The organism is Nocardia altamirensis NBRC 108246 (genome assembly GCF_001612685.1).
GTDB lineage: Bacteria > Actinomycetota > Actinomycetes > Mycobacteriales > Mycobacteriaceae > Nocardia > Nocardia altamirensis.
This window is the reverse complement of sequence record NZ_BDAY01000027.1, coordinates 1-22,690: the sequence shown is the minus strand read 5'-3', so window position 1 is coordinate 22,690 and position 22,690 is coordinate 1. Positions and strand designations below refer to the sequence as shown.

Annotated in this window: 23 protein-coding genes and 1 pseudogene; 21 read left to right on the top strand and 3 right to left on the bottom strand. The window is 67.0% G+C overall.

Going from position 1 to position 22,690, the window contains the following annotated elements; all coding sequences use genetic code 11:
* The first annotated feature begins 9 nt into the window (after positions 1-9).
* From NA11_RS16590 to NA11_RS16505, 17 genes are all read left to right on the top strand, one after another.
* The gene (locus tag NA11_RS16590; protein WP_069162831.1) at positions 10-735 is read left to right on the top strand and encodes an anti-sigma factor; all 726 of its coding nucleotides are present in this window, start codon (positions 10-12) and stop codon (positions 733-735) included.
* Between the two features lie 50 nt (positions 736-785).
* A complete protein-coding gene (locus tag NA11_RS16585; protein WP_069162801.1) occupies positions 786-2,462 on the top strand; it encodes a molybdopterin-dependent oxidoreductase in 1,677 nt (558 codons plus the stop codon).
* Positions 2,463-2,526: 64 nt separating this feature from the next.
* Positions 2,527-3,300 (top strand): helix-turn-helix domain-containing protein, encoded by a 774-nt coding sequence (locus tag NA11_RS16580; protein ID WP_069162800.1) that lies wholly within the window; start codon positions 2,527-2,529, stop codon positions 3,298-3,300.
* Positions 3,297-4,142 carry a fructosamine kinase family protein gene (locus tag NA11_RS16575; protein WP_084654677.1) on the top strand — a complete coding sequence of 282 codons (846 nt, stop codon included), beginning with the start codon at positions 3,297-3,299 and terminating at the stop codon, positions 4,140-4,142. Before NA11_RS16580 ends, NA11_RS16575 begins: the two co-directional genes overlap by 4 nt.
* 226 nt (positions 4,143-4,368) lie before the next feature.
* On the top strand, positions 4,369-4,782 hold the full coding sequence (locus tag NA11_RS16570; RefSeq protein WP_069162799.1) for an STAS domain-containing protein: 414 nt from the start codon (positions 4,369-4,371) through the stop codon (positions 4,780-4,782).
* A gap of 98 nt (positions 4,783-4,880) precedes the next feature.
* Positions 4,881-5,555: a PAS and ANTAR domain-containing protein gene (locus tag NA11_RS16565; protein WP_069162798.1), complete on the top strand. Its 675-nt coding sequence runs from the start codon at positions 4,881-4,883 to the stop codon at positions 5,553-5,555.
* 81 nt (positions 5,556-5,636) lie between these two features.
* Positions 5,637-6,152, top strand: coding sequence for an ATP-binding protein (locus tag NA11_RS16560; RefSeq protein ID WP_245745911.1), 516 nt, complete (start codon positions 5,637-5,639; stop codon positions 6,150-6,152).
* Positions 6,142-6,927 (top strand): RNA polymerase sigma factor SigF, encoded by a 786-nt coding sequence (locus tag NA11_RS16555; protein ID WP_069162829.1) that lies wholly within the window; start codon positions 6,142-6,144, stop codon positions 6,925-6,927. The genes NA11_RS16560 and NA11_RS16555 overlap by 11 nt, the downstream gene beginning before the upstream one ends.
* A 1,821-nt stretch (positions 6,928-8,748) precedes the next feature.
* The gene (locus NA11_RS43880; RefSeq protein WP_245745910.1) at positions 8,749-9,111 is read left to right on the top strand and encodes a hypothetical protein; all 363 of its coding nucleotides are present in this window, start codon (positions 8,749-8,751) and stop codon (positions 9,109-9,111) included.
* A gap of 453 nt (positions 9,112-9,564) precedes the next feature.
* Positions 9,565-9,729, top strand: a complete 165-nt coding sequence (locus tag NA11_RS45655) for a hypothetical protein (protein WP_167837652.1) — start codon at positions 9,565-9,567, stop codon at positions 9,727-9,729.
* Positions 9,726-10,436 carry a response regulator transcription factor gene (locus tag NA11_RS16535; RefSeq protein ID WP_069162794.1) on the top strand — a complete coding sequence of 237 codons (711 nt, stop codon included), beginning with the start codon at positions 9,726-9,728 and terminating at the stop codon, positions 10,434-10,436. Before NA11_RS45655 ends, NA11_RS16535 begins: the two co-directional genes overlap by 4 nt.
* A 118-nt stretch (positions 10,437-10,554) precedes the next feature.
* A complete protein-coding gene (locus NA11_RS16530; protein ID WP_245745909.1) occupies positions 10,555-11,577 on the top strand; it encodes a HAMP domain-containing sensor histidine kinase in 1,023 nt (340 codons plus the stop codon).
* Between the two features lie 85 nt (positions 11,578-11,662).
* The gene (gene ectA, locus NA11_RS16525; RefSeq protein WP_084654674.1) at positions 11,663-12,307 is read left to right on the top strand and encodes a diaminobutyrate acetyltransferase; all 645 of its coding nucleotides are present in this window, start codon (positions 11,663-11,665) and stop codon (positions 12,305-12,307) included.
* Positions 12,304-13,581: a diaminobutyrate--2-oxoglutarate transaminase gene (gene ectB / locus NA11_RS16520; RefSeq protein ID WP_069162792.1), complete on the top strand. Its 1,278-nt coding sequence runs from the start codon at positions 12,304-12,306 to the stop codon at positions 13,579-13,581. Before ectA ends, ectB begins: the two co-directional genes overlap by 4 nt.
* Positions 13,578-13,976, top strand: a complete 399-nt coding sequence (locus tag NA11_RS16515) for an ectoine synthase (RefSeq protein WP_069162791.1) — start codon at positions 13,578-13,580, stop codon at positions 13,974-13,976. The genes ectB and NA11_RS16515 overlap by 4 nt, the downstream gene beginning before the upstream one ends.
* 6 nt (positions 13,977-13,982) lie before the next feature.
* Positions 13,983-14,888: an ectoine hydroxylase gene (gene thpD, locus NA11_RS16510; protein WP_069162790.1), complete on the top strand. Its 906-nt coding sequence runs from the start codon at positions 13,983-13,985 to the stop codon at positions 14,886-14,888.
* A gap of 557 nt (positions 14,889-15,445) precedes the next feature.
* Positions 15,446-17,497 (top strand): AMP-binding protein, encoded by a 2,052-nt coding sequence (locus tag NA11_RS16505; protein WP_069162826.1) that lies wholly within the window; start codon positions 15,446-15,448, stop codon positions 17,495-17,497.
* 169 nt (positions 17,498-17,666) lie between these two features.
* On the opposite strand, the gene NA11_RS16500 is transcribed toward NA11_RS16505, so the two are convergent.
* Positions 17,667-18,833, bottom strand: a complete 1,167-nt coding sequence (locus NA11_RS16500) for a lactate 2-monooxygenase (RefSeq protein WP_245745907.1) — start codon at positions 18,831-18,833, stop codon at positions 17,667-17,669.
* 61 nt (positions 18,834-18,894) lie between these two features.
* Positions 18,895-19,689 (bottom strand): 23S ribosomal RNA methyltransferase Erm, encoded by a 795-nt coding sequence (erm, locus tag NA11_RS16495; protein WP_069162788.1) that lies wholly within the window; start codon positions 19,687-19,689, stop codon positions 18,895-18,897.
* 336 nt (positions 19,690-20,025) lie between these two features.
* Here erm and NA11_RS16490 point away from each other — a divergent pair, with 336 nt between their 5' ends.
* From NA11_RS16490 to ybiA, 4 genes are all read left to right on the top strand, one after another.
* The gene (locus tag NA11_RS16490) at positions 20,026-20,625 is read left to right on the top strand and encodes a sulfite oxidase-like oxidoreductase (protein WP_069162787.1); all 600 of its coding nucleotides are present in this window, start codon (positions 20,026-20,028) and stop codon (positions 20,623-20,625) included.
* 1 nt (position 20,626) lies between these two features.
* Positions 20,627-21,331, top strand: coding sequence for a ferredoxin reductase (locus NA11_RS16485; RefSeq protein WP_069162786.1), 705 nt, complete (start codon positions 20,627-20,629; stop codon positions 21,329-21,331).
* Positions 21,332-21,345: 14 nt separating this feature from the next.
* On the top strand, positions 21,346-21,618 hold the full coding sequence (locus NA11_RS16480) for a DUF6510 family protein (protein ID WP_069162825.1): 273 nt from the start codon (positions 21,346-21,348) through the stop codon (positions 21,616-21,618).
* A gap of 72 nt (positions 21,619-21,690) precedes the next feature.
* Positions 21,691-22,251: a riboflavin biosynthesis intermediates N-glycosidase gene (gene ybiA / locus NA11_RS16475; protein WP_069162785.1), complete on the top strand. Its 561-nt coding sequence runs from the start codon at positions 21,691-21,693 to the stop codon at positions 22,249-22,251.
* 3 nt (positions 22,252-22,254) lie between these two features.
* Here ybiA and NA11_RS16470 read toward each other — a convergent pair.
* Positions 22,255-22,690, bottom strand: a pseudogene (locus NA11_RS16470) (tetratricopeptide repeat protein); the annotation flags it as partial.

Sequence of the window (22,690 nt, the reverse complement as noted above, 5' to 3'; positions counted from 1 at the left end):
TGGTGGGCCATGACTGAGCGCGAGCGGCCCGGTACGGACCTGCTCGAGCTGGCCTACCCGTATGCGATGGACGCGATCGCCGAACTCGAGCGCCGCCGCATCGAGCAGCGACTCCGCGACGCGGACCCGGTCATCGCCACCGCGTTCACCGGCATCGTGTCGAGCGTGCGCGAAGCATTGGCCGCGCTCACGGTGCTCGACGCGGTCGCACCGCCGCCCACGTTGGAGAGCGCGCTCTTGCGTGCCCTCGACGATTCGCCCGAGAAGCCGCACCGGGCTGGTGGTTTCGGCAGTCGGCGACTGCGCTGGCTCGCGGCGGCCGTCGCAGTACTGGTGGCCATCGGGTCGGCCGTTGGTGTGCTCGCGCAGCGCACCGAGGACGGTCCGCCCGCGCTGACCGCGCAACTGGTGCTCGCGCAGCCGGATGTCGTGGTGCGGACGGTGCCGGTCGAGGGCGGCGGCACCCTCACGATCCACACGTCGAGACGAATCAGTGCTGCCACTGCCGCCTTCGAGTCCGTCCCTGGACCGAGTCCGGGCAGCTCGTATCAGCTGTGGCTGGTACCGCTCGGCGGGACGGCCCACTCTGCCGGCGTGCTGACGACGCTGCCGTCCTCCGGTCCCGTCCTGGTGACCTACTTCGACCTGATCGACACCCTGGCCGTCACCGTGGAACCCGCTGCCGGATCACGACAGCCGACCACGCCGCCGATCGCCAGCGTGAATCTCGCCTGACCCGCCATCGTCGCGGTCGGGCAGCCGCCGACCTTTGAAATGAGCAAGCGATGGTGAAAAGTCATGCCTCCGACAGGTATTCGAGGCTGTGGAGCACTGCTGCCGCAGCCATAGCCGGACTGCTGGCGGCGCTGAGCGTGCTCGGCATCGGCCATGTGGTTGCCGCCCTGATCGATCCGGCGGCGTCGCCGTTCTATGCGATCGGCGCCGCGGTGGTTGACCACACGCCACATGCGCTGAAGGATGCGGCGATTCGGCAGTTCGGGACCAACGACAAACTGGCCCTGTTCGTGTCGATGGCGGCGGTGATGATCGTCTTCGCAATGCTGCTCGGCATATTCGCCCGCCGCAGGCCACGAGCAGGCAGCGGACTCCTCGTCCTACTCGGCGGCGTAGTAGTGTGGGCAGCATTGCAACGACCAACGGCCACACCATGGTTCGCGCTCCCGACCCTGGTCGGAGTGGTGGCCGGTATCGTCGTTCTGCTGCTCCTCGTGACCAACGTGCCGGGGAACGCTCAGCCGGGGAGCGCTGCGCCGGGGACCGCTGAGCTGAACAACGCTGAGTTGAGTGTCGCCGCGCCGGCCGCCGCACGGGCGCCACGTGGTGAATCGGTGTTGCACAGTGGATCGACCACCGATACCGGCGGGGAGGTCGTACCTTCGCGGCGGCGATTCCTTGCGCTGGCTGCTGGGGTGGGGGCTGTTGTGGTCGGGGCGGCTGTCGCGGGGCAGTGGGTCGGTGCTCGGTTGCGGGATGTCGTGGCTGATCGGGCGCGGTTCCTGGTGCCGCGGCCGACTGCGGCCGCTCCGGTGGCGGGATCCGGTGTCCGGGTGGGGGTTCCGGGGGTTACGGAGTTCGTGACGCCGAACGAGCGGTTCTACCGGGTCGACACGGCGTTGCAGCTGCCCGCGTTGCCGAGTGCGGAGTGGCGACTGCGGATCCACGGGATGGTCGAGCGCCCAATGGAATTGGACTTTGCTGCGCTGCGCCAGCGGACTGCAGTCGAGCGGGTGATCACTATGACGTGTGTGTCCAACGAGGTCGGGGGCGAGCTGGCGGGCACCGCGGTGTGGACCGGGTATCCACTGGAGGAGCTGCTCGCGGAGGCAGGGGTGCGACCCGAGGCCGACATGCTGCTGTCGCGCAGTATCGACGGGTTCACAGCGAGCACACCGGTTTCCGCGGTCACCGATGGTCGGGACGCACTGCTGGCGGTCGGCATGAACGGCGAACCGTTGCCGATCGCCCACGGATATCCCGCCCGGCTGATCGTTCCCGGCCTGTACGGCTATGTGTCCGCCACCAAGTGGGTCATCGATCTCGAGCTCACTCGATTCGACCGCGCCGAGGCGTACTGGACCGAACGTGGCTGGGCTGCACAAGCACCCGTCAAGACGGCATCGCGCATCGATGTGCCCGCGTCCTTCGCCACCGTCCCGGCAGGCGTCGTCACCGTCGCCGGTGTCGCGTGGGCTCAACAGCGCGGCATCGACGGCGTCGAAGTCCAGGTCGACAACGAACCGTGGCAGCAGGCGACACTGGCCGACGAATACTCCACCGACACTTGGCGCCAATGGCGCTGGCTCTGGACCGCGGCGCCCGGCCTGCATACCCTCCGCGTCCGCGCCACCGACCGCGACGGCAACACCCAAACCGATCGCCGCACCCCGCCGTTCCCCGACGGCGCCACCGGCTGGCACAGTCGCGTCGTCACCGTCCGCTGACCGGTTCGCCACCATTACCTGCCAGGTAATCGTCCTGATCGCGGCCAGTTCGTAGGATCGGGGAGTGAGCACTCAGACAGCCGGCGACCTGCTGCGACACTGGCGGCTGGAGCGCAGGCTCAGCCAGCTGGAATTGGCGGGGCGGGCCGAGACGTCGGCGCGTCATCTCAGTTTCATCGAGACCGGTCGCGCAACGCCGAGCCGGACGATGCTCGTTCACCTGAGCGAACATCTGGAAATCCCACTGCGCGAACGCAATCGGCTGTTGCTCGCCGCGGGCTACGCCCCCGTCTATGCGGAACCGTCGCTCGATACTCCCGCGATGGACGCGGTGCGCCGCGCGATGCGGCAGATCCTGGTCGGTCATGAGCCGTATCCGGCCCTGGCCATCGACCAGAGCTGGACCATGGTCGACGCCAACGCCGGTGTCGCGCAACTGCTCACCGGCATCGATCCCGCGCTGCTGGCCCCGCCGGTGAACGCGCTGCGGCTGAGCCTGCATCCCGACGGCATGGCAGGCAGCATCGCCAATCTCGCGGAATGGCGCGCCCACATCCTTGCCAGGCTTTCGCGCCAGATCGAGGTCACCGGTGCGGCAGAGCTGATCGAGCTGCGCGACGAATTACGTTCCTACCCAGGCGGTGCCACCGAGCTGACGTTGCCGGAGCCGGATCAGACGGTCGTCCCGCTTCGATTGCTCCGCGACGGCAACGAACTGTCTTTCATCAGCGTGACCACGGTATTCGGCACACCGATGAACGTGACGGTCGCCGAACTCGCCATCGAATCGTTCTTCCCCGCCGACGAGGACACCATGAAGCTCCTCACCGCCCGATGAGCCTCGCCGACCACGTCGCCACGGTGCTCGGCGCCGAGGTTCGCGCCACCGCTGACCTCGGCGTTTCGCACGCCTGGACCATGCACCGCATCACCATGGCCGATGGACGCGCACTGTTCGCGAAGGTGTCCGCCGAGCCGACCGCGGTCTTCGCCGCCGAAGCCGCAGGCCTGCGCTGGCTCGGCCGCTCCGACCTCGTCCCCGAGGTACTGGCTGCGGACGACCGGATGATCGTGCTGCCATGGCTGGCCGCCATCGATCCGACCCCGGCCGCCGCCGAACGTTTCGGCCGCGAGCTCGCCGCGCTGCACGCGCATTCGCCCGACGAATTCGGCGCGCCATGGCCCGGCTGGATCGCCGAACTGCCACTGGACAACGCCCGCTCCACCGGTCCATGGCCCCGCTGGTACGCCGAACATCGCCTCGCGCCCTACCTACCTCGCGCCGCGGCCGGCCTCGGGCGCGACGGAATCGCCTTGCTGGAGCAGGTAATCGAGCGCATCGACACCCTGGCGGGCCCGCCAGAACCGCCCGCGCGAATCCACGGCGATCTCTGGTCCGGCAACATCCGCTGGACCGCTGAACGCGCCATGCTCATCGATCCCGCCGCTCACGGCGGCCACCGCGAAACCGACCTGGCCATGCTCGCGTTGTTCGGCGCCCCGCATCTGGATCGAATCCGAGCCGCCTACAACGAGATTCACCCACTCGCCGATGGTTGGCGCGCCCGCATCCCACTGCATCAACTGCACCACTTGCTGGTTCACGTGGTCTTGTATGGTGCGAGCTACCGCGCTCAAACCATGGCCGCCGCCGCGGCGGCGATCAATGCCACGCGCTGACGCCCGCATCCGGCCAGTCTGTGACATCGGCGGCGAGCCGTGCAAGACTGTAAGAAGGTTGAGACTACAGCCGACCCCGGTTCGACGCTGGCGTACCACCTGCCACAACCCGCCGATGGGACCGTAGCAACAACCGATCCGCACTGCTGCGACGGTCGCCACCCCCATTCCGCCGGTTGACCTTTCGTGTCGGGCCGGACATCCCCCCTTGCTCGGGAGGCTCAGTATGTCCGTCAGCTCCGCACTGCACGAGTACGCCGACGGCGTGCAACGCAACGGCTCTGGACCAGCGCCGCGCGCAACCCGGTCCTGGGCGCAACGCGTGGACCGGCAGCACGAATGCGCGGTGGTCCGCGTCGAAGGCGAATTGGATGCGGTGGCCTATCCCCAATTCTTCTCGACGATGGAGGGTGCGCTCCGCTCGGACTGCCGCGCCGTCGTCGTCGATTTGCGGGCGGCCAGATTCCTCAGTATCCGGGCCGCCGCGATGCTGGGTTCGATGAAACATCGGGCCGCCTGCGACGGTATTGATGTCCGCCTCGTCGCCGAGCGCCGCGAGATCGAACGAGCACTCGAAGTGGCGGGCGTTCGGCCGTTGTTCTCCCGCTACTCGTCGATGCGAGCCGCCTTGGACGCGTGACCCGAATCCGACCCAGGAGCTGCGGCGATTCCGGCGTGGCGTGTCCCGATCTGGTCGCGTGGCGCGGGTGTACGACGGATACTTGCGCTGTGACTGAAATGGGGCCGATCCAGCCCGAGGATTCTCTCGCGTTGGATCGGGTGATCGGATTAGGGACACCGCAGAGTGTCGGTAATTTTCGTTTCTGGTTCGCCGACCAACGCTGGGAATGGTCGGACGAGGTGGCCATGATGCACGGCTACGAGCCTGGCACGGTCACCCCGACCACCGAGCTGCTGTTGCGGCACAAGCACCCCGACGATCGCGCACAGGTGGCCAACGCGTTGGCCAAGTCCATCGATGACGCCGAGCCCTTCTCCAGCAGGCACCGGATCATCGACACCGCAGGCGGCGTCCACCACGTCATCGTGGTCGCCGATCACCTGCACGACGACGCGGGCCGGGTCGCAGGCACCTCCGGCTACTACATCGACGTCACCGACACCCTCGAGGTGCACCGTCAGGAGGCGCTCGACGACGCGCTGCCCGAACTGTGGGCCTCACGCGCGGTGATCGAACAGGCCAAGGGCGCGGTGATGCTGGTCTACGGCGTCAGCGCCGAACAGGCGTTCAAGGTGTTGAGCTGGCGTTCGCAGGAGACCAACATCAAACTGCGCACGCTCGCTTCGCGTTTGGTCGCCGATTTCGCGTCACTGACCGATTCGACCGTCGCGCTGCGCACCCGATTCGACCATCTGCTGCTGACCGCCCATCAACGAGTCGACGTCGGCTGATATTTCACCAACGGTTTCAGGACTGCTGCGGCGGGTACGACGGGTAGGAGCGTCGCGGTAGTCCTGTTCCGGCCTGCTGCGGTGAATGGGCATCGGGCGGCCCGAACAAACTCGGACGACGCCGAGCGCGCCGGGGCGGCTGCGGAGAACAAGGTGGTGATGGGCATGGGGGAATGGACTTCCCAATCCTCTACGGAAACAACGACAATCGGTGTCCGAATCCCCGCTAGGCTGGAACAGCTGACGATGCTGCGCGCCCTCGCGGAGACTGTCGCGCTCATTGCCGATTTCGCGATCGATGAGGTCACCGATATTCGTCTCGCGCTCGACGAAGTCGCCACCTCGTTGATCCTCGACGCGGTGCCTGGTTCGAATCTGGATTGCGAATTCACCTACGACACGAACCACATGTTTGTGCACGTCGCCGCAGTGGCCACCTCCGACACCGTGGTGGGTCAGGCCGGATTCGGTTGGCATATCGTGCGCACACTGACGCATTCGATCGCCGCCGCGCAGGCGCCCTTCGACGGCGTGGTTTCCGGGTATCCGACGATTATCGATTTCAGCTGGGTCCGGGGTGGCGCCGATGGCGCGTGAATCGAGATCACGCGGAGACAGCTACGACAATATCGAGCCACTGTTCGAGAAGATTGCCGCACTGGCCGAGGGGGATCCGCGTCGGGAAACGATGCGGGAGGAGTTGATCGGGCGATGTCTGCCGCTCGCCGAACACATCGCGCGCAAGTTCTCCGGGCGTGGAGAGAATTTCGATGATCTGTTGCAGGTCGCTCGGCTCGGGCTGGTGCAGGCCGCGGACAGGTTCGATGTCACCAGGGGTTCGTCGTTCCTGTCGTTCGCGGTGCCGACCATCATGGGGGAGGTGCGCAGGCACTTCCGCGACAACACCTGGTCGGTGCGAGTGCCGCGTCGCACCAAGGAGATTCAGCTCAGCATCGGCGCCACTGTTGAGCGGCTGTCGCAGCGGCTCGGCCGGATGCCGCGGGCCAGCGAGATCGCCGAGGAACTCGAGGTCGATCTCGTCGAGGTCACCCAGGCGTTGATCGCAGGCAATGCCTACCAGTCCTCGTCCCTCGACGCGGTGGCAGGCGACGATATCGAGAACGCGCCGCTGCCGCTGCTGGAAAGCCTTGGGGCGGAAGAACACTCCTACCATCTGGTCGAGGACTACCTCGCTGTTCGCCCCCTGATCGAAGAGCTGCCCGCCCGCGAACGCCAGGTGCTGATCCTGCGGTTCTTCGAGTCGAAGACACAGACCCAGATCGCCGAAGTGCTCGGCGTCTCCCAAATGCACGTCTCGCGGATCCTGTCGAACACCTTGAACCAGTTGCGCGAGCAAGCATTACGCGATTGACGTACCAAGCCGCCCTCACCTGATCGCGAACCCCCGAATCCCGCACCCTCCGCGCACACATATCGCTTCCGGAGTTGGTCAACTGATCACGGGGCTCTGGTGGCGGCATCGCCCGAGAAGCTCCCGCCACCAGTGCCCCCTCGGCACGAAACCATCCGTTGTGCACGCCCGGATCCGGTACGGATCCACAGAACCCGCGCGGATCCGCGCCGCTTCTGGAGTTGGTCAATTGATCACTGGGAACTGGTGGCGGCATCGGCCGAGAAGCTCCCGCCACCAGTTCCCACTCGGCACGCAACCATCCGCCAATCCCACATACCGGGATTGCGGGGCGCGTCGGCAGGGGCTGCCCGCAGTCGGGGCCAGGTTCGGCATCGAAATCCGCATCCTTTCTGTGGATCCGCATCCTTTCTGTGGATCCGCATCCTTTCTGTGGATCCGCACCGGTTCTGTACACCCCGAACCGGTGCGGATCGACGGAACCTGTGCGGATCCGCACAGGTCGATGTGCCGTTCTCCGCGAGTAGACCGTTGCTCGGCGAATGCGGCCGTTGGGGTTGCGCAGGAGAGGGGCGGGCGCGTCGTGTGCCCGGCCGAATTGTGCTGACCTCAAACAAGATTCGGTGGTGAAGGATCCGTCGGCGGCGGTACTGGATCTGTCGGCGGGAATGGTCCGCCTGGCTCGGGGACCGGTGGCAGTGGCCGACCCGGGTCGGGATTCGGTCGAGGCTCCGGGATCGGGGGAGGCGTTGGTCCCGGTTGCGGCGGAGCGGGCGCGGGGTCCGGACCGGGGACCGGCGGAATCGGATTCGGCGGCACCGGTTCAGGATTCGGGTTCGGTGGCACCGGGTTCGGGTTAGGCGGTACGGGGTCGGGATTCGGGTTCGGCGGCACCGGATCCGGATTGGGCGTCGGCGGCACCGGGCTCGGTTCGGGGAGCACTGGACTTGTCATCTGTATTCCTCCTCGATCCTGCGGTACCCACCCAGCTCACGTCGAATCAATCCACCTTGCGCCTGCCCACCTGGACTCCGTCCTGCGCCCGTCCACCTGCACTCCGTGCGTGCCCGCCCGGACCTCACCCCTGCCGAGTCGACCCCCGCGTCTGCGCGGCCGTGGCCGGCTGGATTCCGCCTGTGCCTGGCTGGTGGATTCCGTGTGCCTACGGGATTCCGGGTAGGGCTGGCCGGGTGGGGCGTGTGCTGGGCCGCACCCCGCGCCTGCCCGGCCGTGCCCGCGTGGATTCCGCCTGTGCCTGGCTGGATTTCGCGTGCGGCTGGGTCGGGTCCGGCGTGTGCTGGGCCGGACCCGCGCAGCCTGACCCTGCGGCTGCCCGGCCGCGGCCGGCTGGATTCCGTGTGTGTCTGGCCGGATTCCGCGTTTGGTTGGTTGGGTCCGGCGTGCGCCGAGACGGATCCCACGCTTGCCGAGCCGGGCCCCTGCCAAGCCTGACCCCGGTCTGCCTGGCCGTGCCCGGCTGGATTCCGCGTGTGCCCGGCTGAATTCCGGGTATGGCTGGCCTGTGCCGAGCTGGACCGCTGCGCCTGCCAATCGGGGTGGACATTGGTTGCCGGTTTTTTGCGGGGTGACTTGCTTCACATCGACTGTTGGTCAGCGGTTTCGGGGTGGGTGGGGGGATTCCGCAGGATATGTGACGGACTGGCGGTTTGTGCGAAGTTGACGCCGGGTACGTGAAAGGAAGGCCGGAAAACGATGCCGATGGCTCAGGAGCTCGTCATGAACGACCGCCGACTAGGCACCCGGAATCCGTACGCCGGACCGGGCAGCCCCAGGTCGCCGAAATACCCGCAGGAGGCGCGCATGCCCGAGGGGGGTGACCACTCGCGCAACGGGAACCAGCGCAACGGGAACCACAAGCACACCTACAACGGGAACGCGGAGCACACCCGCGTCACCAGGAACCACGACACCATCCGGGAGTGGGCGGAGCAGCGCGGCGCGCGCCCGGCCACCACCCCGGGCAGCGAGTACAACGGGCGACTCGGCGTGCTGCGCTTCGATTTTCCCGGTTATGGCGGCGCGGTGCTGCGGCCGGTCGATTGGGACGAATGGTTTGCCACCTTCGACGCACGGCGCCTGCAACTGCGCTACCTGGACCAGTTACCGGACGGGTCGCCGAGCAACTTCAACCGTCTGGAACGCCCGAATCGCGAGGAGCGCTGACCCCGAGCCACCGCATCGTCCGAGCCGCTGAGCCCTGTGACCCGAGTCTTCGGTCACAGGGCTTCCGTATGGAATGAGGTGAACACCTCACGACCGGAATGTGTCGGGTATCACGTAACGGTTGCGTAACGCCGCTCGTGCGGACAGGGTGGAAGGGTAACCAGCCAGACGCTGATCACGATTCGTGGCGAGGCGATTTCGGCCGAGACGCAGGAAGTGCTGCGTTCGCGCGACCCGGTGTCGGCGTCACCGTGCTCGGCTCGATCGCCGCGCCGACGGCGATCGGTATCAGCCGCTTCGACTATTGATCAAGCGTCCGGGTGGCGTTTACCGAACGGTCTGTTCGGGTACCTGGTAGGTCGGCAAGGTGCTCGAACAGCGGAATGTCGCGTCGGTATGGGGATGCGATTCTCCGTACGGACGCGTGCTGCGTGTCTGCAAAGGATGGGTGACTTGAGCGAGCTCTGCGAGCGAACCGACAACACAGCCGGAATCGCGGTTACGTCGGAGCCGAGCGTCAGCGAGGTGGAGGCCGTGAGCGAGCTTTGCGAGCGAGCCGACGACACAGCCGCCATCGCGGTCACGCCGGAGCCGAGCGTCAGCGAGGTGCAGGCGTGAGCGCGAACCTGATGATCGTTGAGGACGACGACCGGGTCCGCGGCGCGCTGCGGCTCGCCATGGAGGACGAGGGCTATGACGTCGCCGAGGCGGAGGAGGCCGAGGACGCACTCACCCATGTGCGGAGCAATGGTGTGCCCGATGTGATGATCGTGGATCTGATGCTCGGCGGCATGGACGGCTTCGACTGCATTCGCGAGATCCGGCGTGAGCACGACGTGCCGATCATCGTGGTCAGCGCCCGCGACGACACCCATGACGTGGTGGCTGCGCTGGAGGCGGGTGCCGACGACTTCGTGACCAAGCCGTTCGAGATCAAGGAGATCACCGCGCGGATGCGTGCCGTGCGCCGCCGCGCCCGGCTCACCGCCGAGCGGGACGCACCGCAGGAGGTGGTGCTAGACGCCGATCCGCACACGCCGTTGATCCTCGCGCAGGACAGTGGCGTGGTCCGCCGCGGCGACGAACAGATCCGGTTGACGCTCACCGAATTCCGGCTGCTGTGTGAGCTGGCCGAGTCGCCTGGCCGGGTGCTCAGCCGCACGGTGCTGCTCGAACGTGTCTGGGACCAAGGCTTTTTCGGTGACGAGCGGATCGTCGACGTGCACATGCGCAGGCTGCGCACCAAGATCGAACGGGACCCGTCCGACCCGCAACTCGTCGTCACGGTGCGTGGGCTCGGCTATCGCCTCGATGTCCAGCGCTGAGCGCTGGTCCGATATCAAGCCACCACCGCCCCAACGAGACTCGAGCCGGTTCGCCGGCTGGGGCTGTCGACTACGGGAGGCCCCGCAACACTGGAGCCTGCGCGGCAGGGTGACCGCCATGTTCACGGCGATCGCCGCCCTCATGTCGATGGTGCTCGTGGTGTCGGTGTTCGCCATCAGCCGCAGCTACCTGCAACGCGCCGAGGTCGGCCACAACGATCTGCTGCTGCAGGACAACCTGGATCTGCTGCGCAATGTGCTGATCGGCTCGGCCGTGGTGGTCACCGGGATCGGCGCGGCCGTCGGCTGGTGGGCGAGCAGGCGGGTGCTCACCCCGCTGCATCAGCTTGCGGTGACGGCCGCCAGGATCGCCTCCGGCGACCTCGATCAACGCCTGCCCGCCACCAGGGATCAGGATCTGGCGGGCACGGTCGAGTCGTTCAACACCATGGTCGCCTCGCTGCAGCAACGCATCGAGCGCGAACACCGGTTGTTCGGTGATGTCAGCCATGAGTTGCGCACCCCGCTGACCACGTTCATGGCCAGTGTCGAGGTGCTCAATCGGCATCGGGCGGACCTGCCGGAGCGTTCGCAACGTGCGCTCGCGCTGGTGACCGCGGAGGTGGACCATCTGCGACGGCTGCTGGACGACCTGCTCGCCCTGGCGCGGGTCGAGGCGGGCATGCATCGCGGCGACCAGGAACCGCTGTCGGTGCGCGATCTGTTGATCCACACGCTGGCCGAGCGCAGGTATCCCTCGGACGTGCTGACCGTCGCCGAGGACGTGATCGTGCTCGGCCGCAAGCTCGAGCTGGAGCGTGCGGTGGCCAACCTGCTGCAGAACGCCGAGTTGCACGGCGGCGGCGTCGTCGGGGTCACCGCGGGCAGTCGGGGGGACGACGCGGTGATCGTGATCGACGACGCGGGGCCTGGCGTGCCGGTCGCGGACCGGGTGCGCATCTTCGAACGTTTCGCGACTGCGCGTAACGGACGTCGCTCGGCGACCGGGACCGGCATCGGGCTCGCGCTGGTCGCCGAGACCGTCATAAAGCACGGTGGCCAGGTCGAATGCACCGAGCGGCCGGGTGGCGGCGCCCGGTTTCAGGTAACGCTACCGGCCGTCGGCGAAATCGAGCCGTAATACAACCGTAATGAAGTCGACCGGGCCACCTCAAAGTTGGTTCGTAAGCCTGGATAAGTACTGCAGTACCCGACCAGGGAGTTGTATGTCACTGCCAACGTTGAACACCGCGAAGCACAGAGCGCAGCCCGCGGAGCAGAAGTTGAACACCGCGGAACTCGAGCGTCTCCGTGTCGAACAGGCCGCGGCCGCGCTGGGACCACCCACCTCCCGCACCCCGTCCGCACCTACCGTCATCCTGCGCGCGCCCCGCGTCGCCGACGGCGCCCAGATGTGGCGGATCGCGAAGAACTCCACCGTGCTCGACACCAATTCGAGCTACGCCTACCTGATGTGGAGCCGAGACTTCGCCCGCACCTCGGTGGTCGCCGAACGCAACGGCCGCATCGTCGGCTACGTGATCGGCTTCATCCGCCCGGAGGCGCCGGACACGCTGTTCGTGTGGCAGGTCGCGGTGCATCCGCGCCAGCAGGGCAGGGGCACCGGCGCGCATCTGTTGCATACCTTGCTGAACAACGTTGCCGCCCAGGGCGTCTCGAAGCTGGAGACGACGATCTCGCCGGACAACGCCGCGTCCATCGCGCTGTTCACCTCGGTGGCCCGCCGCCGCAACGCCCGAATCACCAAGCGTCCCTTCTTCGCCGCAGGCGTCTTCCCGGACAGCCACGCGCCCGAAGATCTCTATCTCATCGCACCGAACGCTCGCACAACGCAGGAGGAACACCGATGATCAACGCCGACACCAGCATTTTCGAAAGCCTGGAATCCAACGTCCGTGGTTATTGCCGCGCCTGGCCCACCGTCTTCACCAAGGCGAAGGGCAGCTGGCTGCGCGACGAGGACGGCAAGGACTACCTCGACTTCTTCGCGGGTGCTGGCGCGTTGAACTACGGCCACAACAACGACGTGCTCAAGCAGCCGCTGCTCGACTACATCGCGGGCGACGGCATCACGCACGGCCTCGACATGTCCACCTCGGCGAAGCGTGAGCTGCTGGAATCCCTGCGCGACACCGTGTTCGCGCCGCGTGGGCTGGATTACAAGGTCCAGTTCCCCGGGCCGACCGGCGCCAACGCGGTCGAGGCCGCGCTCAAGCTGGCCCGTAAGATCACCGGTCGCGAGACCATCGTCAGCTTCACCAACGCTTTTCACGGCATGACCCTCGGCGCGCTCTCGGTCACCGGTAACGCCGCCAAGCGCGCAGGCGCCGGCGTCCCGCTGGTGCACGCGGCGCACATGCCCTACGACGGCTACTTCGACGGCACCACCGCCGATTTCCAGTGGATGGAGAAGGTGCTCGACGACACCTCGTCGGGCTTCGATCGTCCCGCCGCGGTGATCGTCGAGACGGTGCAGGGCGAAGGCGGCGTCAATGTCGCACGCGCGGAATGGCTTCGGCACCTGGCCGGGCTGTGCGCGGCGCGCGAGATCCTGCTGATCGTCGACGACGTGCAGATGGGCTGCGGCCGGACCGGGCCGTTCTTCTCCTTCGAGATCGCGGGCATCACCCCCGATATCGTCACGCTGTCGAAGTCGATCGGCGGCTACGGCCTGCCGATGGCGCTGGTGCTGTTCAAGTCCGAGCTCGATCAGTGGGCGCCGGGTGAGCACAACGGCACCTTCCGCGGCAACAACCCGGCCTTCGTCACCGCGTCGGTGGCGTTGCGGCACTACTGGTCCGACGGCGCGCTGCAGGCCGCGACGCTGTCCAAGGGCGAGCGGATCGCGCGGACGCTGACCGAGCTGGCCGACAGCGTGCCCGGCCTCTCGACGCGCGGGCGCGGCCTCGTGCACGGCGTGGTGTTCGACGACGCCTCGCAGGCGAGCAAGGTCTGCCAGGTCGCGTTCGAGCGCGGATTGCTGGTGGAGACTTCGGGTTCCACCGACGAGGTGGTGAAGTTGTTGCCCGCGTTGACGATCACCGATCAGGAACTCGACCACGGCCTGCACATCCTCGGCACCGCCGTCGACACCGTCTGCCAGGGCATGGGGGCGATCGCATGATCGTGCGCACCACCGAGGGGATCACCGGCACGGATCGCGATGTGGCAGGCGAGGGTTGGCGCAGCAAGCGCATCATCCTCGGCGGCGACGGCGTCGGCTTCTCCTTCCACGAGACCACCATCGACGCGGGCACCGAGCACGAATTCCACTACCGCTATCACGTGGAGGCGGTGTGGTTGATCGAGGGCGAAGGCTCGCTCGTCGACCTCGACAACAACGTCACCTATGAGCTCGCGCCCGGGTCGATGTACCTGCTCGACGAGAACGAACGGCACCGACTGACGGCACGCACCCGGATGCGGATGATGTGCGTGTTCAACCCCCCGGTCACCGGGCAGGAGGTCCACGACAGCACAGGGGCGTACCCGCTGGTCGCCGCGACGATCGGGGGATAGTCGGCAATGGTCTTGCAGCACAGCGACACTCTGCCGGTCACCGATCGCATCGATCGCTATCCGACGCGGCTGGATGCGCCGTCGGACCATATCGAGCGCACGCACCCGACCGTGTGGGGCAAGGTCGAGAACCCGGCGCTGGCCAACTTCGACGCCGATGGGTTCGCCAGCGTCGACGAACTCCTCACCGCCGACGAGGTGGCCGATTTCAGCGCCGAGATCGGCCGTCTCGCCGGGGATCCCGCGTTGCGTGACGACGATCGGGTGATCGTGGAGAAAGCGTCGAACCAGGTGCGCTCGATCTTCGAGGTGCACCGGCTCAGCGCGGCGATCGCGGAACTCGCGCGTGAGTCACGGGTTGCCGGGATGGCCAGGCAGTTGCTCGGCTCCGACGTCTACCTCCATCAGAGCCGGGTGAATTACATGCCGGGCTTCCGTGGTTCGGGTTTCTACTGGCACTCGGATTTCGAGACCTGGCACGCCGAGGACGGCATGCCTACGCCGCGCGCCGTGAGCCTGTCGATCGCGCTGACCGACAACTATCCGATCAACGGCAGCCTGATGGTGATGCCCGGCTCGCATCGGACGTTCGTGCCGTGCCTGGGCAGCACGCCCGCCGAGCATTACCGGGAATCGTTGCAGGAGCAGGAGATCGGCGTGCCGACCGAGGCCGATATCACATCGTTGGCGAATCGCTATGGCATCAGCCAGTTCACCGGGCGGGCCGGGTCGGCGCTGCTGTTCGATTCGAACCTGATGCACGGGTCGTCCAGCAACATCACCCCGTTCCCGCGCTCGAACATCTTCCTGGTGTTCAACAGCGTGGAGAACACTCTGGTCGAACCGTTCGCGGCGCCTGAGCCACGACCTGGTTACATCGGCAGCCGCGACTTCACGCCGCTGTCTTCATGATTCGACACGACTGAGGCGAATCAGCCGGGGCCGCCAGTGTTTAGCTGGTGGCCCCGCTGGTTATTACGGGTGTGGTATCGCACGGCGCGCGCCCTGCGCGTATCAGAGGTACGCTCCCTGCGCGCGCTCTGCAGGCTTCACGACGGGCCTCGCGCGCAGCCGAATTCGGCCACCGTTTCCTGGCGCGCCGCCAAAAGTTCTTCTGGCGTGTGCAATGTTCTGGACAACCAGTTGATCTTGGAAGTTTGCCACAAGATCACTCACCGGCGCCGACGGGCCGAACTTGTTCCCGTGCGCCGATTCCGCCGCCCACCGTGGCTGTGCGCCTAGCCTTCTCGTCCAACGGCCGCCTACGGGGCTGCGCAGGAAGCTTTTTCGGCACTTTGTGCAGAGTGCTGCGCCGTGGCGGCGACGCACAGTAAAGTGGGCGTACGTCCAGTTTTGTGGCAAATGCTCGGCTACCGGTCAACCCCTTGACCTGATTGTTACCGGTGGGTACAACTACGTAACCATGCCGACGCATACCGCTCGGTCGGCCCATGAAGAATTGCACGCAGTTGGTAACGAACGTCATCACAATAGATGCGGAGTTCGCGGCCGCACGCAAAGCGCTGTGGGACTTTTTCATGGACCCGCAGACCTACACCCGGATGTTTCAGGGAATCGGCGCATGTGAACGCGCGGAAACCTCGGACACACACCCTGTACTGCTCATTCGTGCCAGGAACGCGGGCACCGAACTGACGGTGCCCGCCCTGCGCCTTGTCGTCGGCAAGGAGTTCGAGACCTTCGAGCTGCAATGCCCCGGCCTCGGCAGCTTCGCCGCGATCCGACTACGTGGCGAACAAGAGCAGACCCGGGTCACCGTCACCTACTTCTGCCCCGGCCGGATCCACCCGTGGATCGAAGATCAGGACAACGCCGACGTGATCGCCTGGACCATGGCCGGGCTGGATCGCATCGTCGACGCCATCCTCGGCGCCCAGACGTCGGTGCTGATCAACGGCGAGGAATCGGCGACCAAGCAGCAGGTCGGCACGATGAAGCAGATGGTGACCACCGGCGTGGTGCGCACCTTCCGGCCCGACCGCGCGCTCAAGCAGGTCGGCGGCCTGGCCAGATGGGGGTTCACCCTGGCGGGCGGGTACGCGGCCGCCGCGGGACACTCGCCGAATCGGCTGGCCATCGTGGACAACACGGCGGCCTACACGTTCGGACAAATGCACGATCGCACGCATAAACTCGCGTCGGCGCTCAATATGCTCGGCATCGGCGCGCGCGACAAAGTCGGGTTACTCTCGCGCAATCGCGCGACGATGGTCGAATGCATGGTTGCGACCGGCAAACTCGGCGTGGACACCGTGCTGCTGAATACCGGGCTCTCGGCCAGGCAGATCGAGGACGTGGCCGATCGACACGGGTTGTCCGCGGTGTTTCTCGACGACGAATTCGATACGCTGACCAAGTATCTGGCGGTGTCGGTGCCCCGCTTCGCCACCGGGCTGCGCACCAAGTTCGAGCGCTACACCGTCGATGATCTGATCGCCCTGCAGGCGCCGACCTTCTCCAGACCCACGCAACCGGGACGGTTGATCGTGCTCACCTCCGGCACCAGCGGCACGCCAAAGAGCGCACAACGCCCGCAGCCCAAGGGTTTCGGCACCGTCGCCGCGCTGCTGTCGCGCATCCCGCTGCGGATGGACGAGACCATGCTCATCCCCGCGCCGCTGTTCCATACCTGGGGTCTCGCGGCCTTGCAGATCAGCACCCCGATCCGGGCGAGTGTCGTGCTGCCGGAACGGTTCGACGCCGAGGACTGCCTACGCTTGATCGAGGAGCATCGAGTCACCTCGCTGGTCGTGGTGCCGGTGATGGTGAACCGGATCCTCGACCTGCCCGCGCACATCAGGGACCGCTACGACACCTCCAGTCTGCGGGTGGTCGCCAGTTGCGGTGCGCCCCTTGCCGGTCCGATCGTGTTGAAGTTCATGGACACCTTCGGCGACGTGCTCTACAACGTTTACGGCTCGACCGAGGTGTCATGGGCCACCATCGCCGACCCCGCCGATCTGCGGGCCGCGCCGACCACCGCGGGCAGGCCGCCGCTTGGCACCAAACTCGCTGTGCTGGACAAGGATCTGCGTCCCGTGCCGCGCGGGGTGACCGGACACATCTTCGTGCTCAACCACATGCTCTTCGACGGTTACACCGACGCCAAGCCGCCCACCGAATGGGGCGGCATGCTCGACACCGGCGACCTCGGCTACATCGACGCCGACGGGTTGCTGTTCGTGGCGGGTCGCGACGACGAGATGATCATCTCCGGCGGTGAGAACGTCTTCCCGCGCCCGGTCGAGGAGGCGCTGTCGCACCTGCCGCAGGTCAGCGAGGTGGCGGTGGTCGGGGTGCCGGACAAGGAGTACGGCCAGCGGCTCGCGGCGTTCGTGGTGACCAGGGAGGGATTCGGGCTGGACCGCGACATGGTCTGCAACTACATCCGGCATCGGCTCAGCCGGTTCTCGGTGCCGCGCGACGTGACCTTCCTGGAAGAGCTGCCGCGCAACGCGACCGGAAAGATCCTCAAGCGCACGCTGATTCAGCCGAGCTGAAGTCGGCTGGTGCCGAGCGGGTAATGGTGCAGGTGGCTTCTCGGCCGATGCCTGCACCAGTACCCCGTGATCAGTCGACCAACTCCGCGAGTGGCGTGGGTTGGGCCGACGCGGCGGGGGCTGGGTCGATTCAGCCGGGCCGGGGTGTGGCCGGGCCCGGCTGTCGGAGTCAGCTGGAACGCCGGATCGACTCCGGGGTGAGGTCGGCGATCGACGGGTAGCCGTCGACCGCCATCAGCAGGTCCGCCTCGGCAAGCAGGGTGCGCAGCACGTGCACGATGCCGTCGACGCCGCCGAGCGCCAGGCCGTACGGATACGGCCTGCCGATGCCGACCGCGGTCGCGCCGAGCGCAAGCGCCTTCACGATGTCCGAGCCGTTGCGGATGCCGGAGTCGAACAGCACCGGCAGTCCGTCCGCGGCGGCCACTACCTCGGGCAGGTGCTCGATCGCCGCGATACCGCCATTCGCCTGCCTGCCACCATGATTCGAGCAGTAGATGCCGTCGACGCCGGCATCCTTGGCCCGGCGCGCGTCGTCGGGGTGACAGATTCCCTTGAGCACCAAGGGAAGATCGGTGAGCGAGCGAAGCCACGGCAGGTCGTCCCAGGTGAGGGCGTTGCCGAACTGGGCGACCCAGGTCAGGATGGCGGTCTTCGGATCCTCCTCCGGACTCTTCGCGAGCATGCCGCGAAACACCGGATCGCTGAAGTAGTTCGCCAGGCAGTGGCCGCGCAGCTGCGGGAAGTTGGACGTGCTCAGATCGCGTGGCCGCCAGCCGGGCACCCACGTATCCAGCGTCACCACAATGGCTTTGAAGCCTGCGGTCTCGGCCCGGCGCACCAGGCTCTGCGCCAGGTCGCGGTCGGTCGGTGTGTAGAGCTGGAACATGCCAGGGGTGTCGCCGAAGTGCGCGGCGACGTCCTCGAGCGGATCGACGGTCAGCGTCGAGGCCATCATCGGGACGCCGGTGCGCGCCGCGGCCTTGGCGGTCGCGATGTCGCCGTGCCCGTCCTGCGCGCAGAGCCCGACCACCCCGACCGGCGCCATGAAGATCGGCGACGGCAGCCGCATGCCGAAGAGCTCGATCGAGAGGTCGCGCGTCTTCGAGGCCCGCAGCATCCGGGGGACGAGCCCGAGCTTGTCGAACGCCGTCACATTCGAGCGCTGCGTGTGCTCGTCGCCTGCGCCACCCGCCACATACGACCAGATTCCCGGTGGCAGCGCGGCCTGTGCCTTGGTCGCCAATTCCGCATGGGTCATCGGCAGGTCGGGCAGCACGCCGCCGAGGCCTTGGAGGTAGATCTCGAGCTGGTAGTCACCGAAATTGCTGGTCACATCGCGTCCTTCCACGGATAGATACATAAATGTATCCGATACGTTTGTGTAGCGGGCTGGGTTATCCCCGTAAGGTCCGGAAGAGCACCAGCCAGCGATCCGGGTCGATGAACCCGACCGGTTCATCGGTGGCGATGCCCGCGGCGGCGCACGCGCCGCGCACCGCGCGGGTGGGGAACTGGGTGCGCAGCGAGTTCGCCAACGAGCCGCCGACACCATCGAAGCCGAGCGCGACCACGCGGCGATAATCCGCGCGTTCCGAGCTCGACAGTAGCGGGCGCGCCCGCCGGTGCAGGCGCAGGATCGCCGTGTCCACCCGCGGCACGGGATGAAAACTGCCACGACCGATCCGAGCCCCCAATTCCGTTGCCACGGTGGGCCAATGGGTGACCGTCAGTTTCGTCCAGCGGCCGTAGTCGCCGGAATGCTTGCGGGCGAACTCCAGTTGGGTGAGCAGGGTCGCCGAGGTCAGCTGCCGCGCGGCCAGACACCAGCGCACCAGATCGGTGGTGATGGCGAAGGGCACGTTGGCCACCACCGCGAACGGCTCTTCCGGAGCGCGCACCGTACGGAAGTCGCTGTGGAACAGCTTGATTCGGTTGTCGCCTGCGTAGCGTCTGCGCAGCCGGTCGGCGTAATGGGCGTCTTTCTCGTAGGCGCGGACCCGGCCGGTCACGGCGAGCAACTGCCGGGTCAGCATGCCGTCGCCGGGCCCGATCTCGAGCACGAGCTCCTCGGCGGTGACGCCGGACGAGCGCACGATGAGCCGAGCGGCGCCCGCGTCGGTGAGGAAGTTCTGCGACAGACGCTTGCGGGTGCTGACGTGGGCATGCGGCAGCGAACGATTGCGGGACATGGGTGTCCTCCGAACGGAGTGGTCGAATCAGGGAAGGTGATTCGCCCGGACCCATGCCAGGGCACAGAAAACCCGACGGCCGCTATCGACCGCCGGTGTGGAACCCGATCAGCAGTGTCGGGACACCGGAGTGCTGCGGTGCGCTGGCAGAGTCCAGGCTTCCGCGCGCAGCCGCAGGTAATACGCGGCGACCACGCACACTCCGTTCATCCATAAAGTTCCCACGCGGGCAAAGTAGTGCACGCGACCCACGGCGCGCGACCGATTTTTCGGCGCCGCCGCGAACGGGACGAAAGGTATGCTGAGCACGCTTCCCGATCGGAAGGATGGATTCGCATGAACATCTTTTCGCCCGGTTTCCACGGTCGGCCGCGACCGACCGGAGATCGCCTGCCGCCTGGTCAATACCGCACCGACGATTTCCCCGTGCTCTCCGCCGGACCGACGCCCCGAATCGACCTGAACTCCTGGGTCTTCACCCTCACCACCGAGACCGGTAGCCAGCACCGCTGGAGCTGGCGCGAACTGCTCGCCCTTCCGCAGGAATGGCCCCGCGTCGACATCCACTGTGTGACCCGATGGACCAAGCTCGACACCGACTGGCAGGGCGTGTCCCTCGACACCCTGCTGGCCGACATCGACACCCAGGCCGCGTTCGCGGTCGCCGACTGCTACGGCGGCTACACGACGAACCTGCCGTTGACCGCGCTGCTCGACGGCAAGGCATGGATCGTGCACAGTTTCGACGGCCGCGACCTCGCGCCGGAGCACGGCGGCCCGGCCAGGCTGCTCGTGCCGAACCTGTACTTCTGGAAATCCGCCAAGTGGGTCAACGGAATTCGCCTGCTCGACCGCGACGAGCCGGGGTTCTGGGAGACCGCGGGCTATCACGACTACGGCGACCCCTGGCGCGAACAGCGATACCAGGGCGACTGAGATGCGCTGGCAGCCTGCCGAACTCGTCGCCGCGTGGTTCGAAACGACCACCGCACGGACACTGTCGCTGCGTGTCGCGGGCTGGCCTGGTCATCTGCCTGGGCAGCACATCGATGTCCGGCTGACCGCGCCCGACGGCTACCGCGCCGAGCGCAGCTACTCGCTCGCCGCGCCCGCCAACGGGGAGCTGATCGAGATCACCGTGCAGCGGGTGCCCGGCGGTGAGGTGTCGGAGTACCTGGTCGACGTGTTCCCGGTGGGGGCATTGATCGAGGTCAGGGGGCCGGTCGGCGGATGGTTCGTGTGGCAGCCCGAGCGCGGGGCGGCCGTGCTGGTCGGTGGTGGTTCCGGAATCGTGCCGATCATGTCGATGGTCCGCGCCCGGTCCGGCGCCGATGTGCCTGTGCGCGTGATCTATTCGCTGCGCGGTCCCGAGGAGCAGTACTACCGCGACGAACTCACCGAGAAAAGCGGGCTCGACCTGTTCCTCGCCTACACCCGCACCGCGCCACCCGGAAATCCGCGGCCGCCACACCGGCTCACTCGGGCCGAGCTCGACGCCAACGGATTGCCACCTGCAGGCAACGTCACCTGTTACGTCTGCGGACCGACCGGGTTCGTCGAATCCGTTGCGGCCACACTGGTTTCCCTGGGACACGACCCGGCCGCCATCAGAACCGAACGCTTCGGACCGAGCGGAAAGTAGCCATGCACCCCTCAGTGAGCACACCCCACGTCGACGGAAACGCCTTGGCCGGAACCCTTTCCGAGGTCTTCGCCGCGGATCCCACCGGCTGCGCCTGCCGCTGTGGTGCCTGCGGCAGCGTCGAACCCCTTGCCCGTGCCCTGGTTTACCTGAACTGTCCCGGCACGGTCGCGCGCTGCGCGCACTGCGCGGCCGTTGTGCTGCGCCTGACCACCACACCGTCGGGCTACTGGCTCGACTTCGGCGAGGGCGCCGCGCTCTGCCTGCCCGCACCGCCAATCGGCTGATCCTTCCGGCCACCCGGCTGAGCGCACTGACAATTGCAGGCAGCACCGCCGGGTGTAGTGCAAACTCTGATCATGAACCTGCACACGGTGGGTGAGCTCGTCCGCGCGCGAGCCGCCGGCGAGAAGGTGGACTATCTGTGGTTCTGGGGGCATCAGCCGGAGTCGAGCGGGCGGATCGGGCCTAGCTGCTTGAGTCAGTGGTGGCCGGCGCCGTTCACCGTCGACGGGCTGAATTTCGCGACGGCCGAGCATTACATGATGTGGGGCAAGGCAATGGTGTTCGGCGACAGCGAGAATGCCGAGCAGGTGCTGGCGGCGGCGACGCCCAAGGAGGCGAAGGCGATCGGGCGGCGGGTCCGCGGTTTCGACACGCAGCTGTGGGCAACGCACCGATTCGAGACCGTGGTCGTCGGCAACGTCGCGAAGTTCGGGCAGCACCCACCGTTGCTCGACTACCTGCTCGGCACGGGGGACCAGGTGCTGGTGGAAGCCAGTCCGGTGGACCGGATATGGGGTATCGGGCTGGCGGCCAGTGATCCGCGCGCCGAGGATCCGACCAAGTGGGCCGGGCTCAATCTCCTCGGCTTCGCCTTGATGGAGACGCGGGACCGGCTGCGGCACGCCCGTGAGTAGCGCTCAGTTAGAACCAACCGACTGGTCGGCATTCGTGGTGCGTTCCTCGTCCGCACACGCGCGCCACACCCGAGCCTCGGCGTAATTGCCTTGGCGATCGAGCAGTTCGGCCAAGCCCGCCATCGCGCGCGGTTCACGCCGATCCGCCGCCGTCCGCCACCAGCGCTCGGCATCCGCCAAATCCCCGCGCCGGAACCGCACAACCCCGAGGTCATAGGCGGCCCCGGCATGACCTGCCGCAGCAGCCTGCGACCACAGCCCGCACGCCTGGTCTTCCTCACCCCGGCTGTACATGGCGACCCCGAGGTCATAGAGCGCGGCCCGATAACTGGTGTCGCCGATCTCCTCGTCGGGCATCGGCGCCTGAGCACTCGGCCCGTACGAGGGCTCGGCATCGCGGCCCGGAGCGGCGCCCGACTGGGCGGCGTGGTCCGAATCG